The 16,665-nt window shown below is 61.1% G+C and carries 14 protein-coding genes; 6 read left to right on the forward strand and 8 right to left on the reverse strand.

Annotation, left to right across the window (positions count from 1 at the left end; all coding sequences use genetic code 11):
- Positions 1–24: 24 nt before the first annotated feature.
- The 7 genes from GSQ88_RS29345 to GSQ88_RS29375 form a co-directional block, all read right to left on the reverse strand.
- Complete coding sequence (locus GSQ88_RS29345; RefSeq protein WP_246785094.1) at positions 25–1,254, reverse strand: efflux RND transporter periplasmic adaptor subunit; 1,230 nt, start codon at positions 1,252–1,254, stop codon at positions 25–27.
- Between the two features lie 201 nt (positions 1,255–1,455).
- A complete protein-coding gene (locus tag GSQ88_RS29350; RefSeq protein WP_159011473.1) occupies positions 1,456–2,787 on the reverse strand; it encodes a TolC family outer membrane protein in 1,332 nt (443 codons plus the stop codon).
- Positions 2,788–2,905: 118 nt separating this feature from the next.
- A complete protein-coding gene (locus tag GSQ88_RS29355) occupies positions 2,906–6,064 on the reverse strand; it encodes an efflux RND transporter permease subunit (RefSeq protein ID WP_159011283.1) in 3,159 nt (1,052 codons plus the stop codon).
- 33 nt (positions 6,065–6,097) lie between these two features.
- Positions 6,098–7,348, reverse strand: coding sequence for an efflux RND transporter periplasmic adaptor subunit (locus GSQ88_RS29360; protein ID WP_174248150.1), 1,251 nt, complete (start codon positions 7,346–7,348; stop codon positions 6,098–6,100).
- Between the two features lie 144 nt (positions 7,349–7,492).
- Entirely contained in the window at positions 7,493–7,801 is a 309-nt protein-coding gene (locus tag GSQ88_RS29365) for a hypothetical protein (protein WP_210253917.1), read from the reverse strand.
- A gap of 640 nt (positions 7,802–8,441) precedes the next feature.
- Positions 8,442–9,179, reverse strand: a complete 738-nt coding sequence (locus tag GSQ88_RS29370; RefSeq protein WP_159011285.1) for an outer membrane protein — start codon at positions 9,177–9,179, stop codon at positions 8,442–8,444.
- Between the two features lie 68 nt (positions 9,180–9,247).
- Positions 9,248–10,894 carry an outer membrane beta-barrel protein gene (locus tag GSQ88_RS29375; RefSeq protein WP_159011286.1) on the reverse strand — a complete coding sequence of 549 codons (1,647 nt, stop codon included), beginning with the start codon at positions 10,892–10,894 and terminating at the stop codon, positions 9,248–9,250.
- A 411-nt stretch (positions 10,895–11,305) separates the two neighbouring features.
- Here GSQ88_RS29375 and GSQ88_RS29380 point away from each other — a divergent pair, with 411 nt between their 5' ends.
- The 6 genes from GSQ88_RS29380 to GSQ88_RS36030 all read left to right on the forward strand — a co-directional run bounded on the left by GSQ88_RS29380 (position 11,306) and on the right by GSQ88_RS36030 (position 15,381).
- On the forward strand, positions 11,306–11,938 hold the full coding sequence (locus GSQ88_RS29380) for a hypothetical protein (protein ID WP_159011287.1): 633 nt from the start codon (positions 11,306–11,308) through the stop codon (positions 11,936–11,938).
- A 463-nt stretch (positions 11,939–12,401) separates the two neighbouring features.
- The gene (locus GSQ88_RS29385; protein ID WP_159011288.1) at positions 12,402–13,937 is read left to right on the forward strand and encodes a sensor histidine kinase; all 1,536 of its coding nucleotides are present in this window, start codon (positions 12,402–12,404) and stop codon (positions 13,935–13,937) included.
- Positions 13,930–14,643: a response regulator gene (locus GSQ88_RS29390; protein ID WP_159011289.1), complete on the forward strand. Its 714-nt coding sequence runs from the start codon at positions 13,930–13,932 to the stop codon at positions 14,641–14,643. Before GSQ88_RS29385 ends, GSQ88_RS29390 begins: the two co-directional genes overlap by 8 nt.
- Before the next feature lie 4 nt (positions 14,644–14,647).
- Positions 14,648–14,866, forward strand: a complete 219-nt coding sequence (locus GSQ88_RS35375; RefSeq protein WP_210253918.1) for a hypothetical protein — start codon at positions 14,648–14,650, stop codon at positions 14,864–14,866.
- A 153-nt stretch (positions 14,867–15,019) separates the two neighbouring features.
- Entirely contained in the window at positions 15,020–15,181 is a 162-nt protein-coding gene (locus GSQ88_RS29395; RefSeq protein WP_159011290.1) for a hypothetical protein, read from the forward strand.
- Between the two features lie 77 nt (positions 15,182–15,258).
- The gene (locus tag GSQ88_RS36030) at positions 15,259–15,381 is read left to right on the forward strand and encodes a hypothetical protein (RefSeq protein ID WP_283810711.1); all 123 of its coding nucleotides are present in this window, start codon (positions 15,259–15,261) and stop codon (positions 15,379–15,381) included.
- 26 nt (positions 15,382–15,407) lie between these two features.
- Here the strand turns inward: GSQ88_RS36030 and GSQ88_RS29400 are convergent, their stop codons facing one another.
- Entirely contained in the window at positions 15,408–16,658 is a 1,251-nt protein-coding gene (locus tag GSQ88_RS29400; RefSeq protein ID WP_159011291.1) for a threonine ammonia-lyase, read from the reverse strand.
- Between the last annotated feature and the right edge of the window lie 7 nt (positions 16,659–16,665).

Genomic DNA, 16,665 nt, shown 5'->3' on the forward strand with positions numbered 1-16,665 from the left:
TGGACGACCGGTCGCAGCGTTGGTTCAGCCGGCGGCGCCCAGAAGCAGAACGTTGCTGACGAAAACGGCGCCGTCGGTGACGACCGTCTCGCCGGGCTGCAAGCCCTCCAGCACCTGGTCCCAGCCGTCCTGCTGCAGGCCGAGCTTGACCGTCCGCTTGGCAAAATGGCGGCGATCGCTGGTGACCCAGACGGTCATGGTGCCGTCGCCTTCCCGGGTAACGCCATTGACCGGCACGGCAACCGAGCGCACGGGATCTCCGACACGAATCACGAAACTCGCAAACATCCCCGACCGCAACAGATGCTCGGGATCGTCGATCTGCGAGCGCACCAATTGCCGATGGCTGTTGGGGTCGATGATCGACCCCAGCGTCGTAATGCGGCCCTTGAATATCTTGTCGGGATAGGCCGGCACCGTTACCGCGACTTCCTGTCCAAGCTTGTAGGCGGGTGCGTCGGTCTCGATGACATTGGCGATCATCCACATTGTCGACAGATCGGCCACCGAATAGGGCGCCGGCGCATTGCCGGGCTGGGTCAGGAAACCGGGCGCGGCGCTGCGGGCCACGATCCGCCCCGAGATCGGGCTCGGAACCAGCAGCGTGGAATCGACCTTGCGCATATTGACGACCTGGTCGATTTCATCATCGGTCTTGCCGAAGATCCGAACCGCATCCCGCGCCGCCTTGTAATTGCCTTCCGCGGTCTGCTGATCCGATGTCGACTGATCGACGTCTTTCTGCGCGCTGCCGCCGGCCTTCAAAAGCATGGTCAGGCGCGCCAGCGTCCGCTTTTGCAATTCGAGGACGCCGGCTGCCGCGAGCAGCGTCGATTCGGCCTGCAGAAGATCCGTGCTATCGATCGTGAAAAGGGTGTCGCCGGCCTTGACGTCGTCCCCGATGTTGAAACCCGCCTTCAATATCTTGCCCGGATATTGCGAAAATACCTGGACCAGCAAATCCTCGTTGAAGTCGATGGTGCCGACCGCGGTCTTGAACAACGTGAAATCGCGCGCTCCGGCGGCGCCGATCTTGAGGGCATTGGCCTGCCTTTCCGATAGCTCGACCGAATCGTCCGACATCTTGCTATCGCCGGGTTTGTCGGCGGCGGTCGCGTGCGCCTCGCTTCGTCCGGCAACGCGATCGGTGAAGCCGAACAAACCCATGCTCCAGACCAGCGCGGCTCCGCCGACCACGACAAGGGCGTAAACCGCGGCGCGAGAGCGTTTCGAAAGATTTCCGAAAATATTCACTTGACCACTCCCGAACGATCGACAGTTGATCGACCGATCATTCAACAGACCTTTAGGCCACCAAGCTTACGCTCGCCTTACAGGCGGTTCCTCCAATTCAGCCATGCTTGCCATTCGCGGCGTTAGCCCTCGTCGCGGGATTTTTCTCTTCTCGACTTCCGGCACGCATCCGACATCGCCGGCCGCGGCCAGTTCGATGTTTTATTGCCCCGAGGGCGTTCGAACGCCGTGCCAGGCGTCCCGGACCTGATGATAGTGCAGCTCGGAAACATAGTCCGGCGTATTGAGATTCAGCGTATGCACGTCGAGCCTGCCGACGGAGCTGAGCAACGTGTAGGAGGCGATCACCCGATCGTGCTGCGCCTGAATCTGTCGCGACCGTGCATTGGTGAGATCCTGCTGCGCATTGAGAACATCGATCGTGGTGCGCTGGCCTCCTTGCGCCTCGCGGCGCACGCCCTGCAGCGCGACGTCGGCGGCGCGCACTTCGGATTCCGCGGCGGTGAGCGCAACCTTGGTTCCCTCATTGGTCACCCAAGCACTGGCGACCGCCGTTCGCGCCTGCTTGCGGACCTGCTCCAGCACCAGGCGGCTTTGCGATGCCAGTTCCTTGGCTTGACGGGTCTGCGAGGCCGCCGTCCCCCCATCATAGATCGGAACGTTGATCTGCCCGAGGATCGAAGCCTGGTCGGTGCCGAATGTGCTGAGCGACGAGTCCGAATCCTTCGACCGGCTGACATTCGCCTGCGCGGTAACGGTCGGCAGCAGGCTGCTCTCCGCGACCGAGATGGTGGTTTGGGCGACATCGACATCGAAGCCGGCGGCGACGACGGCCGGGTGCTCCTTGCTCGCAACCTCGGTGGATTCCGCAAGCCCGTTGGGCGAGAGCCGATCGACCGGCGAGGCCGGCAGCAGATGCGACGGCGCCTCACCGATCACTTGCGCATAGGTCGCCTTGCTGATGGCCCACGCCACGTCGGCGGCGTTGAGATCGGCGAGGCCCCGGTTCAAACGCGCTTCGGCCTGCGCCAGATCGGTCGGCGTCACGTCACCGGCGTCGAGACGCTTGCGCGTCGTGCCCAATATTTCGCGCAGCACCGCGACATTGGTTTGCTGCGCCTGCAGCAGTGCCTCATTGGCAATGACATTCATGTAGGCGGTCACCGCGTCCAGCAGCACGCCCTGGCCGACGTTGCGGAGCGCCTCGCGGCCGGACCGCACCTGGAATTCCGCGACACGAACGCTGTTGGCGGTCTTGAAGCCGTTGAACAGGACCTGCGTTACGGTCACGCCAATCGTCCATGGACGCAGCGTGTCGCCCTGGACCGTATTGCCGGGCAACAGGTCGCGAACCGCCTGTAGGCCGGCGCCAAGGCTCGCGACAACCTGCGGCCGGTAGCCGGCCAGCGCCTGCGGCACGTTCTCGTCGGTCCCGCGCTGACGCGCGCGTTCGGCATTGAGCTGAGGATTGGATTGATAGGCCTTTACCAGGGCATCCCTGAGGGAATCGGCCGCGGCCGGCCCAGCCAGCATGGCGATCGCGGCACAGAGCGCCAGCGAGCAGGACGACAACGCTGTCTTGCTGCGCAAAAGCACACGGCGGGTGGACACGACATTACTCACGCTCGACCTCGATCAACACAATCGTTCTTCATTCCGCAGGCGCCAGGGCACCTTCCGCGACCGGCCCGGGTTGACGCCTGCGCGAGAACATCGAAATCAGCGCCGGCAGCGTCACCAGAATGACAATGGGCGCGAGCATCATGCCGGCCACGACCACGACGGCGAGCGGCTTTTGCACCTGCGAGCCGATGCCGGACGAGAGCGCCGCGGGCAACAATCCGATGCCGGCGACCACGCACGTCATCAGCACCGGGCGAAGCTGAAGCTCTCCCGTGCGCAGGATCGCAGCGCCGCGCTCGACACCGAGGTCGATCAGTTGATTGTACTGCGACAGGATGATGATCCCGTCCATGACCGAGATACCGAACAGCGCGATGAACCCGATCGCGGCGGAGACGCTGAACGGGATGCCGGTCAGCAACAGCCCGAGAATGCCGCCGAACACCGCCATCGGGATCACGCTCATGGTGAGCGCGGTATCCACCACGGATCCGAAGTTGAACCAGATCAGCATGGCGATCAGCGCCAGGCTGATCGGCACCACGATCGAGAGCCTGCGAATCGCATCCTGAAGATTGCCGAATTCGCCGACCCATTCGACCCGCGAGCCCGCCGGCAGTTGAACCTGCGCGGCGACCTTTTCCTGCGCTTCCTTGATGGCGCCCCCGAGGTCGCGTTCACGAACCGAGAACTTGATCGGCAGATATCGCTCCTGCTGCTCGCGGTAGATATAGGCCGCGCCCGACACCAGCTTGATCGACGCCACCTCGCTCAGCGGCACTTGCGTGATACCGTTCGGGCCCGTCGCGCCCACGCGCAAATTCTGGATTGCTTCCGCGCTTCGGCGGTACTCCGGCGCCAGGCGAACGATAATCGGAAAGTGACGGTCGCTGCCCGGCTCATAGAGATCGCCCGCGCTGTCGCCCCCGATCGCGGTCCGGATCGTGGTGTTGATATCGCCGGGCGACAGCCCGTAACGGGCGGCGCGCGCACGATCGACATCGATCTGGATCGTCGGCTGGCCAAGCGAGGTGAACACCGCCAGGTCGGTAATCCCCTGCACCGTCGCCAGAACGCCCTTGATCTTGTTGGCGGTGTCGGTCAGCGCCTGCAGATCGTTACCGTAAAGCTTGATCGAATTCTCGCCCTTCACGCCCGACACGGCCTCGGAGACGTTGTCCTGAAGGTACTGCGAGAAGTTGAACTCGACGCCGGGAAACTTGTCCTGCAATTGCGCGAGCAGCTTCGCGGTCAGTTCGTCCTTGTCTTCGCGGTCCGGCCACTCCTTGGCCGGCTTGAGCGGAGCAAAGAATTCAGCATTGAAAAAGCCCGCGGCGTCGGTGCCGTCATCCGGCCGGCCATGCTGCGACACCACCGACTCCACTTCGGGCCGCGCCGCGATCACCTTGCGCATTTCGTTGACATAGGCGTTGCCGGCCTGAAGCGAGATCGTCGGCGGCAGGGTTGCCCGGATCCAGAGATTGCCCTCCTCCAGCTTCGGCAGAAACTCCAGGCCCAGAAAGCGGACGGCGATGACCGTCATCAGGATCAGTCCCGCCGCGCCGGCCAGCACTAATCTCCGGCTGGCCAGCGAACGCGCCAGTACCGGCATGTAGATGCGGTGCAAGAGCCGCATGATGAAGGTCTCGGTTTCCTTGACATGCGCCGGCAGAATGATCGCGCTAAGCGCCGGCGTGATGGTGAATGTCGCCAGCAGGCCACCCGCCAGCGCATAGGCATAGGTCCGGGCCATCGGGCTGAAAATGTTGCCCTCGACGCCGCTCAGCGTGAAAAGCGGAAGGAACGCCGCGATGATGATGGCGGCGGCAAAGAAGATCGAACGCGAGACGTCAGCCGCCGATGCAAGAATGGCATTGTGCTTGATAACGACCGTGGTCCTGGGGGAGATCGTCGCGTGCTCTTCGTCCGAAAGCCCGCTGCCGTGCGCCAGGCGCCGGAAAATCGCCTCGACCATGATGACGGTGGCATCGACGATCAGACCGAAATCGATCGCGCCGACCGACAGCAGGTTAGCCGACTCGCCGCGCAGCACCAGGATGCTGACCGCAAAGAACAGCGCGAATGGAATGGTCGCACCGACGATCAATGCGCTGCGCAGGTCGCCGAGAAACAGCCACTGCAGGAACACGATCAGTCCGATGCCGACGACCATGTTCTCGAGCACCGTCCTGGTCGTGGTCTCGATCAGGTCCTTTCGGTCGTAAATGCGCTCGATCCGGACGCCGGGCGGAAGAATGGTCGAGTTGTTGATGCTTGCGACAAGCTGCTCGACCCGGGCGATCGTCGGCGAACTTTGCTCGCCGCGCCGCATCAGCACGATGCCCTGGACGATATCGTCATCCTGGTTTTCGCCGGCGATGCCGAGCCGCGGCTGTTCGCCGACCGTCACCGTCGCAACGTCTCCTACCAGGACCGGCGTTCCGCCGTTGGAGGCGATCATGGTGCTGGCGAGCGCGTCAATGGAACGGATCAGGCCGACGCCACGCACGACCGCGGATTGCGACCCGATATTGACGGTGTTGCCGCCGACATTGACATTGGCATTGCTCACCGCCTGCAGCAGCAAAGGCAGCGTCAGGCCGTTCGCCACCAGCTTGTTGAAATCGACCTGGAGCTCGTAGGTCTTGGTCTTGCCGCCCCAGCCGGTGACGTCGATAACCCCCGGCACGACGCGAAAGCGGCGCTGCAGGATCCAGTCCTGAATCGTCTTGAGATCGAGCACGGAATAATTGGGCGGTCCCACCAGCCGGTATCGGTAGATCTCGCCGATCGGACTGAGCGGCGAAATCTGGGGCTGAGCGTTGTTCAGCAAGGGCGCGAGTTGCGACAGGCGATTCAAGACCTGCTGCAATGCCTGATCGTAGGTGAAGTCGAAGGAAAACTGCAGTTTGACGTCGGACAGGCCATAGAGCGAAATCGTTCTGATGACGTTCAGGTTCTTGATTCCGGCAACCTGCGTCTCCAGCGGAATGGTGATGTAACGCTCGATTTCCTCGGCCGAGAGCCCAGCACTTTGGGTGACGATATCGACCATCGGAGGCGTCGGGTCGGGATATGCCTCGATATTCAACTGCTGAAACGCCACCAGGCCGCCGATAATGACGGCTGCGAACAGCCCCACCATCAGAAACCTGCGATTGACAGCAACGGCGACCAGACGATCCATTTGACCAAACTGCGAGAGAAGCTTTGAAGCGGGTTAGCTGCCGGATGCGGCCCGATCGATGAACAGGCTGCCCCTGGTGACGATTTTCTCGCCCGGCGCCAGATTGGCCCGCACCTCGACCAGATCGCCATTGATCAGACCGGTTTCGATCTGCCGCAACTCGATCGATTTGTCGTCGTGAACCACCCACAGGCGAACCTTGTCGCCTTCGTAGATCAGTGCCTGTTTCGGCACGCCGACCGCCGGACGATCCCCGCCGGAATAGATCGTCACGTTGGCGAACATCTCCGGCTTCAGCAGCCCATCCTTGTTGTCGATCGTGGCGCGGACGAGAAGCCGGCGCGTCGACGGATCAATCGCCGCCGAAACGTAGTCGATCCGCGCCTTGAACTGCTGGCCCGGCAGCGCAAGCAGGGAGAACACCATCTGCTGGCCGACGGCGACGCCCGACGCTTCGGTCTCGCGGACAAACGCCGTCAGCCATACGGTGGAGAGGTCGCCGATCACAAACACCGGATCGCTGGCGCCGCTGCTGATGAACTGGCCCGGTCCAACCTTGCGTTGGGTGACCGTGCCGCCGATCGGCGAATAGATCGGGGTGTCGGCGCTCATTTGTCTCGTCTGCTCGAAGGCCGATATCTGGTCTTCCGAACGGCCGAGAATGCGCAAGCGGTTGTGCGCCGCCTCGAGCGCCGTCTCGGCCGATCGCATGTCGTTTTGCGCGGTCGACAAATCGGCCTGCGCCTGCTGCCAGTCCTTGAGCGGAACGGCCTTGCCCGCATAGAGATCGTTGGCGCGCTTCTCCACGATCTGCGCCAGATTGAGTGTCGAGCGCGCCTTGTTCACCGCGCTCAGCGCCGCGATAAAATCGTTCAGTCCCTGTACTGTATCGGTCGCCTCGACGATGAACAACGGCTGCCCGCGCTCGACGATGTCGCTCGGCTTCGCCAACAGCTTGATGACGCGGCCCGCATAGGGCGAGAAGATCGGCGTCGAGCTGTCTTCATTGACGGCAACCTTGCCTTCCGTGACATGTTCGCCGCGGAATACCTGCTCGGACACCGGTTCGACGGTAAGGGATGCCCACTCCGCCGCGCTTGGCATGTAGCGCGGAAGCCCGGTTCGGTGCTGGCTCGATACCTCGGAGGGATTGACGTGCTGCGCCCGAATCCGCGTCACGCCGAAATATCCAAGGCCGACTGCCACCGTCAGCAGCAAAGTCAACGTCAGCCTTCTCCACTTAAATATTGGGGTGATCTGAGGGGCCAAATTATCCACTTTTATCCGGTTTGATGTGAACGGGTCTCAACTTCCGAACGATGGGTATCCACCAAGATGACCAAGTCGCCCCGCGCTGTCGGCGACCGAGGCTTAAGCGCGCTCATTCGCGGCGCCGCGCGCCGCGATAAAATTCGGCCCTTCACCGGTTCAGCCGCTGCGGCAATGAATAAAAGCTGTCCGGGTCCGGCGATGTCGTTCGGCTTCAGCGGACGTTTGATCGCGCGGTCCGCATATGGTGAGAAGATCGGCGTCGAGTTCTCTCAACGATGCCCACTTCGCCGCGTTTGACTGGTATTGGGGCAGCGCCCCTCGCTGCGGGCTTGCTTGTTCGGAAAGGTCGAGATGCCGCGTCCTGATCAGCGCAACGTCAAAACAAGCCAGGCCGGTCGCAGCCGTCAGCATCGCGGCTATCGTTAGCCTTCTCCAACCAAATATCTGGGCGATTTGCGCAGCCAAGATGTATCCACATATCCAGTTCGATGTTGCCCGCTGCTAAACTTCCGAACGACGGCCCTGTCCAAGGCTGAAAGCTCCCTGTCGACGACGCTGTCCGGCATCTGATGGGTGTCTTACCCGCGCCACATCGGAGATTTTGGTCCGCCGTAGTAGCGCATCGGAGGCAGATTGACGGTCGTTTGAGGCGGATCGTCTCGCGCGAAATGGGCAGGCAGGTGCCGCTTGCTGAAGTGAGCGCGGTGAACACGGCGCCTGGCGAGGGCATCGCTCGAGACAGCCGCAATGGCCGCCGCCGCAAGCAAGGCGGTAGTCGCGATTTGCAGCGTTCTCGTCATCATCTCAAACTTTCTTTGTCGGACGAGCTTCCGTCTACTGGCTCGGCCACATCGGAGACTTCGGGCCTCCGTAGTAACGCAGGGCCGGACTATCGCCGGGCCCCTGCGCCGCGCCGGACATCAACGTTCCGGTGTCGCCGACGCACCCGCCGACAGCAGCGCAGAGCGCGGCGGCCGCGAGCAAGATTCCGGCGGATCTCAACCAGGTTGATTTCGACACAACGTCCTCTCTTTCTCGGTAGAGGCCGGCCGCTGCTATATTTGCGGCCGACGCGGGCTTTCTCCTTAAAATCGGTGCGTCGCGACTACCGACCGCCGAACTTGAAGTCCACGCCCACCAACACGTCGGAATAGGTATTGGCGACGTTGAATGGAAGCTGGCCATTCGATGTCAGGCCCGTGACGCCTCCGGCGCGCGTGTAGGTGCCGAAGTCGTAATAGCGATATTCGATCTTGCCGATCACGTTGTTGGTGAACGCGTAAGCGATACCGCCGCCCGCGGTCAGACCGCTGCGATTGTTGTCGAACTGATCGACGCCATTGACCGAATCGGTGCTGGTGTGGCGCAGATCGCCGTAGGCCCAGCCACCGGTGAAGAACAGCAGCAGGCGATCGACCGCGATGCCGCCGCGCCCCCGAAGAGTGCCTGACCAACGCAGGCTGGTCGCATCGCTCGAAGCATTCCCAAGCGCGTCAGTCGACGCGAAATTATCGTTACCGTTGATGCCCGACCAGGAGTAATCACCCTCGACGCCAAACACGATGTTGCCGCTCTGGTAATTGTATCCGGCTTCAACGCCGCCGATTCCGCCCTGCGAAGAATAGTTGACGGTGTAGTTGGCGAAGCCGGCGGGTCCTGTCGCATTGTTGAGGTTGTGGTTGCCGTAGACGTATCCACCGAACACGCCGACATAGTAGCCCGACCAGTCATAGGTCGCCGCCACGATCGGAGCGGCCTTGTAGGCCGCTAGATCGGCCGCCAGCGCCGGTGCTGCAAAGCCCAAAGCGCAAAGTGAAACCGTAGTGAGAAGAATTCTTTTCATTGCTATCCCCTATTAATTTTTTTCCCGAGGAAACGCATGACGGCCGGGGCCGTCACGCGATGCCCGCATCAGAAGTGAATGATGATGTCGGCCGAACCGATCAGGGCCGTACTTTTGGTTGCCGCGATGCCGAGGTTTGAGTTGCCGTTGAACGCGTTGGCATTCAGCGACTTGTAGAACGAAAACTCAGGTCGCATTTCGATCTGCGGCGAGAACCAGTGCTGCCAGCCAAGGCCGGTTTCGAAGTAGGCCGTCTTGGTTCCGGTGCGCTGCCCCTCTTTGTCATCATAGTATTCGACGCGGTAGGAAATATTGTCGAGCTTGGTCGGGCTGTAGCTCAGATAGGCCAGAGCGGTGAACGTGCTGGTATTGCAGGTCAGGACAGCCGTGCTGTTGCACTGCGCGAGGCCCGGCGCGTTGTAGGGAACATATTGAGGCGAGAACGGCGTACCTCCGCCGGCGACGATCGCTGCGGAAGTCGGGTTAAGCGCATTGGGCACGCCTTTCTCTCCCAACTGGTAGGTCTCGAAGGAGACGTGCCACTGATCGTTGAAGATGTGGTAGTAGGTCAGTCCGTACCATTGCAGGTTGTTGTAGCCCCACTGGCCGCCGTTGATCGCGTCTGCGACAATGTTGATGCTGTCTTTCCCGTTGTCCGTCGTGTAGCGGATGCCGCCGGTGACGCTCGGCGTGGCTCCCGGGTCCTTCAGGAAGGTCGACCCTGAATAGAGCGCATTTCCCGGCATCAGGTTTGTCAGACGAGCACCTTCGTTCCACGGCATGGTGTCGCTGCCGACGCTATATCCCAGCTGGAATATCCAGTTTTTGGTCGCAGCCAACGTGGCCTGAACGCCGGTGTTGGTATAGTTGTCGAACGTGTAGGTCATCGAGTGCGTGTACATGTAGTTGTTCGGCGCCAACTGCGCCTCGATATCCGGAATTGAGATGAAACGGCCGAACCGCAGCATCAGGCCTTCGGCAACCTGCGGGATGAACACCTCGCCATAGGCCATCGGAATATCGTAGCCGTAGTTCGAGTTCTTGTTCAGGAGCTGATTGCTGAACAGGCCATACGCTATGGTGTAGCGATAGTTCTCGCCAAAGATCGGCGCGACTCGGAAACCCCAGTCAACGTGATCCTTCTGCACCGTGTCCGGCAAGCGCTCGATATAAAGAACCGCCTGATCAAGCTGGACCGTGTTGGGGTTGTAGTCGTAAGCGGCAGGAGCATTGCCGCCGCGCACGGTGTTGTTGCTGAGGTTGCCGCCGACATCGACCCAGCCATAGACCTGGATGTGGGAGTCGCTCATCGCCTGGCCGGCCGCCGTATTGCCGAGCGCAACCATCAGCGGACTGTCGACCGACGCCGGCCGCGTCACCCCGAGGTTCGTCGAGCCGCCATAGGGCCATTCCGTAAACGGCATCGGCGGCGTGCTTTGCGGAGTCGTGGGCCAATAGTCGCGGCGTGACGGAGGCGCCTTCGGATCGGAGGGCGCGGCTTCATGTCCCCACTCCAGCCTGTAGTAGCTGATAAAGCGGCCGAGGAAATCACTGCCGAGATAGGCATCGAGGCAAGAATAGTTCTTGTAGGGATCCACGACACCGCCCGCGCAGCTCGCCGACGCCTTGGTTGGTAGCGTGGCATCCGCGGCGAATGCGCCGTTGATAGAGCCGATCGCGACCAACGACACGCCCGCCAAAAGAAGTTTTTTCATAATCTTGCCCCAAGCTGTTGATACAGGCGTCTTCACGCTCTTTTGGTTTCACGAACCATTGCCCATATGTTTCGATTGGGAGACAAATAAAATCGATGCGGTTATCTCCGGCGTTTCATAAATAGAAAATATCTTAAGCGACGCCGTTACCGCGATCTGCCCACGTAATTGCCAACTGCCTCGCGCGTTGCACACGCCGCAGGCGGAAATGCGCGCGAAAACTGCGTTGCGTCGCGACAAAGGCTTACGTCGCCGTAAGTTTTTCACAAACATGTTGTAAAAAAGACGCAGCCGCACACGAAGCGCTATTATTTTTCTATGTAAATGGCGGCAATTGCGTATCGAAGATATATGCCGCGCGCAGTTATGCTTGCGTCGAGCGCGTTTGTTCGCTCGATGCGAGACACAACGATGGAATTCACAGCGGGCGCTTTCGACAACAGCAAAGCCGCATCACGCGCCAGGACCGAGACGTTCGACCTCGGCGCGTTGCCGCCCTCACTCGCGGCGCAGTGCCGGGGCCTAATCGAAAGCTATCATGAGATCCACGGCTATGGTTGCCTGCCGAACATGCTTTGGCGCGCCGAGCTGGAAGGTTTCATCAAGAAGCATCCGTGTCTTCGTCAAATCCTCCGGAAAGCCTCGACCACGCGAAGCGCGAAGAACGCGAACAAGGGCTTTGTCGAGATCGCAACCGCGATATTGTCGCTCGAGATATTGGCGAGCGACTTTGCCAGTTGGAGCACGATGTTTCCCGAGGCCAAATCGATCGCCAACGCGCTGCTTCGGATGCGCAGCGCGCGCATGTTTCTGATGGAACATTATCTTTATCCACCAAAGCACATCAATCCGGCCGTCCTCGCCGCCCTGGCGCCTCCGCAAGATCTACAACCAGCTCTGCAACCGGCCGAGCCCGGATGGCATGCAGCAACCTCAAGCCCCGAACTGGCGAGCCAGAAGCGCGCCCTCAATTACGCAAATGTCATGCGCGACGAGGCCAAGGGCGAACAAGTTTTCGCGTTGCCCGCATCGGGCTGGGCGTAACGGCAACTTTGGCTCGCCGAGCGCCCGCCTAGCGCAGCGACCATAAATACTATGATTTCTTTATTTCTTGGACCCGCAAGCGGCATAGCTTTCCTACGTCAATTTGGACATCCTGCCGGCGCTGGGTAGTTAACGACATCGACACAATCGCTGAGAGGAAGCCAACGAACGGCTCGTTCCCGAAATTGCGGCGCAAGATCGCCGCGTTCGCGAATGGCCGGCTTTGCGTCTTCATCGGGCTGTGTGCGGCCTGATCGCTTCCGCGGCCTGTAACCGGGCGACGGCGACGGTCAGTTGATGTTCTGCTACGAAAGCGGGCTCCTTGCATTCCCATCTGACGATATCGGGTCCAGCCGCAAATCCGGGCACGGAATTTGCTGAGGGTAAATTTGCCCAGAGTAAATTTGCTCAAGGCAAATTCTCTCAAGACAAACCCAAAGCTCCTGCGCGATTCGACGACGAAATGCCCGCACGCCACTTCCTGTCAATCTATGTCTTGCAACTGTTGAGCGCCTTGATCTGCGTCGGTCTGGCGACAGCCGGCCTGCTGTTGCTCGACCGTTTGCTCCCGATCAGCCTGTTTCCGGTCGTCTACCTAATCCCAGTGGTTATTGCGGCGACAAGATGGGGCACCGGACCGGCCATCGTGGCGGCGCTCGGCGGCGGCGCCGCATCCGATTTTTTCTTCTTCACGCCGTTCTACAGTTTCCGGATCGACGATCCGCAGGAAGTCATCGATCTCCTGCTGTTCCTGTTTGTCGCGCTGGTCAGCGGCCATCTCGCGTCGCGTTTGCGAAGCGAAAAGGAGGCCTTGCGAAAGCGGGAAACCGAGCTGCAATATCTCTACGAATTCTCGCGGCGGCTGGCGGCCTGCTTCACGATACCGGACCTGATTTCCGCCATTCAGGACTATCTCGCCCAGGCACTGGGACAGCAGGCCGTCTTCTTCCTCGCCAAAACCGAAGCAAACCTCGAAACGCCGCCAAGCGATTTCGTGCCCAGGGAAGTGGAGGCCAGGGTTCGATCGATGAACGCGAAGACCGGCCTTCCGGCCTATACGATCTTCGACGAGGCGACCCATAACGTTTGGCTGCTGCGGTCGGTTCACTCCGAAGCGACCGTTCATGGCGTCATCGCCGTCAATATCGGTGGCGGATCGCGCGCCGCCATCGCGGCCAAGACCAGCCGTGTCGAGATCATCCTTGAAGAAGCGTCCTTGACGCTCCAGCGTCTCGACATCGGCAAGGCGATGGATGACGCCAAGCTGCAATTGCAGGCGCAACTGCTGAAGGATGCGCTTCACGGCATGCTCTCGCATGAATTGCGTTCGCCGCTGGCGGCCATTCAAGGCTCGGCCAGCGTTCTGGGATCGGCGTCTCCGATTCGCGCGGACGGCCGCCTGCACGCATTGACCGAGGCGATCACCGACGAAGTGCAACGGCTCGACGGATTCATTCAGAACCTCGTCAACACCGCCCGCGTCACCACCAACAGCGTGCAGCCCCGGCTCGAATGGGCGGATCCCAGAGACATCGTCTCGGCTGCCGTGAGCTCGAGATCCCGACGATTGGCGAAGCACCGGATTCAAATGAAATTTGACGATGACCTGCCATTGGTCAATGTGGATTCGACGCTTGTCGAGGAGTCGTTCGGTCAGCTGCTCGACAATGCCGCCAAATATTCTCCGTCCGGTTCGGCGATTTCGGTGGGCGTGCGGGCCGGCGAGGCGCAGGTCACCATGTCGGTTTCCGATCAGGGCGTCGGCATCGCCCGGGATGAACAGGGCAAACTCGGACAGCGCGCGTTTCGCAGCGCGCGTCACCGCGAGACAATTGCCGGTTCCGGCCTCGGCTTCTGGATCGCGACGACCTTCATCAAGGCCAATGGCGGCAGCATCGAGGTCGCAAGTCACGGCGAAGGAAAGGGCACGATGGCCTCCATCGTGCTGCCTGCGTGCTGGGTCGATGATTCCAGCTTGACGGCCTTAACCTATGAGTAAATCGGCAAACGTCGTGCTGGTGATCGATGACGAGCCGAAAATCAGGCGCTTTCTTCGCGCCGGCTTCGAGCTCAACGGCTTTTCAGTCCTGGAGGCCGAGAACGCGGCCGACGGGCTGAAGGCCGCGACGTTCAATGCTCCCGACCTCATCGTGCTCGACCTGGATTTGCCGGATCTTCACGGCGGCGAGATCCTCGAACGAATCCGGTCGTGGTCGAATGTTCCGATCATCATCCTGTCGGTGGAAGCCAGCGAAGAGCAGAAAGTCCGTCTGCTCAAATTGGGCGCGGACGATTATGTGGTGAAGCCGTTCGGCATCGCCGAATTGCTGGCGCGCAGCGAATCGGCACTGCGGCGATATTTCAAGAGCTCTACGGAGAGCTCGGTGGTTTCGGCCGGGCCGCTGTCGGTCGATCTGGTCACCCGATCGGTGCTGCTCAACGGCGACCAGATCAGGCTGACCCGAAAGGAGTATCGCCTCGTCCATATTCTGGCGACCCATGTCGGTCTCGTGGTCACGCACGACCAGCTGCTCAAGGATATCTGGAGCGGAAACCAGCGCGACAATATTCAATATCTGCGGATCCTGGTTCGCAAACTGCGGCAAAAAATCGAAACCGACCCCAATGATCCGCGGCTTCTCATTACCGAGTCGGGCGTGGGCTATCGGCTGCAGTCCCGGCTGGAAACTAGCCCGACGGACTAGAACGATGGCGCTTCGTCACGCAATACGCAGATCCTATTATGTCGCGATCTCGCGAACCGAGCAGCGCAGCTCGTGGCGTTGGGAGATACGTCGCAAGCGAAGCGCGATGGGCGTGAAATTGTGGGAAGGCGGCTTCCGGACTTCCCACGACGCGCAACTGGCGGGCAAGCAAGCCCTGGAAGACTTCCTGAACGGATTATCCGTCCTGGCCGGTTCCCAATAACGCCTGTCACCGGTGATTCCCGTCGGCGCTGGAACGGAATTTGCTTAAGCGTGACAAGTTGAGCGCGACAGATTGAGCGCGACAACCGGAATCGATGGCGGAAAAGATCTCGCGGTGACCTTCATTGTCTACGCCTCACGAGGTGGAGTTGAGATGACGACCGTTCGACTGAGCGTTGTTGTCGCGATCGCGAAAGGGCGAGCGCTGATCGAGGACGGCTGGCAGGTCTTCATCACCGACCCGGGCGGTACCCGCTATTACCCGTCCGAGTTCGACAGACTGGCCTCTACGAGGCGTCCGCAAACTGACGCGTGAGCCGGCGAAGAATATAGAAATAATATATTTTTATCGGTGAAGGCTATATGCTCCGCCTGTTAATGGGGCGGAACGTCGTGCATTTCCTAGTAGAACCCTTCACTATCCTGGGTTTCCAGGGCCAGAACTGGATGCTGATTGTAGTCGCGATGATCGCCGCCTACCTGGTTTTTGCCTGGAAGACCGGCGGTTGGAACTGACGGCGATCGTGCGCCAGCTGCTGTTGTCAGCGGCGGCCCGGCAACCAGGCGCGGAATCCCGACGCGCCGAGTTTGGCCATGACGTCGTCGAGATGCGCGCGATCGCGGGTTTCGATCACCAGTTCAAGCAGCGTCCCCTTGGCCGGCAGGTCGGAGAACGTGCGCTGATGCGATACCTCGACAATATTGGCGCCGGCTTCCGCGAGTAACGCCGAGACCGCGGCGAGCTGGCCGGGTCGATCGACGATGTCGAGCGCGATCTGGGTTAGCCGTCCTTCACGCGCGAGTTCGCGGGTCAGGACGGAAGCGATCAGCCGGGTGTCGATATTTCCTCCGGTCAGGATCAGGCCGACATCGCGGCCGGCAAAGCGCTCCGGCGCCGCCATCAACGCCGCGAGCCCCGCGGCGCCGGCGCCTTCGACGACGGTCTTTTCGATCGACATCAACATCGCGACCGCGCCTTCGAGCTGATCTTCGCTGACCAGCACGATGTCATCGACCAGCGCACGAATGATCTCGGTGGTGATCCGGCCCGGCGCCTTGACGGCGATGCCCTCGGCCAGCGTATCGCCGCGCATCGGCAACTGCTCGCCCTTGATGACGTTGTACATCGACGGATAGAGCCGGGCCTGAACACCGATGATCCGCAACGCCGGCTTCAATGCCTTGGCGGCGACCGCGATCCCGGAGATCAAGCCGCCGCCGCCGATCGGGACCACCAGCGTGTCCAGATACGGCACCGCATCGAGTATTTCGAGCGCGATGGTGCCCTGCCCGGCGATCACGAGGGGATCGTCATAGGGATGAACCAGGATCAGGCCGTGCGCCTTGCCATACTCGCGGGTGAACTCGCCGGATTCCTCCAGCGTCGCGCCGGAAATGATGATCTCGGCACCGAGCCGGCGCGTATTCTCGACCTTCACCATCGGCGTGCCGATCGGCATCACGATCACGGCGGGAATGCCGAGCCGCCTGGCGTGGTAGGCAACGCCCTGCGCATGATTGCCCGCGGACATCGCGATGACGCCGCGCCGCCGCTCCTCCGGCGACAGCGCTGCCAGGCGATTGAGGGCACCGCGCTCCTTGAAGGTGGAGGTGAACTGGAGATTCTCGAATTTGAGCCAGGCCCTGCAGCCGAGAACCGCACCAAGCGTCCGGCTCTGGTTGCATTCGGTAACGACGACCGATCCGCGGATGGTCGCCGCCGCCGCCTGGACGTCAGCCAATGTGACCGCAAGGCTATTGGGGTCGAAGGCGGGCTGCTGTGTATCCGGCATCAATTGT

The organism is Bradyrhizobium sp. S69, from assembly GCF_009766005.1.
GTDB lineage: Bacteria > Pseudomonadota > Alphaproteobacteria > Rhizobiales > Xanthobacteraceae > Bradyrhizobium.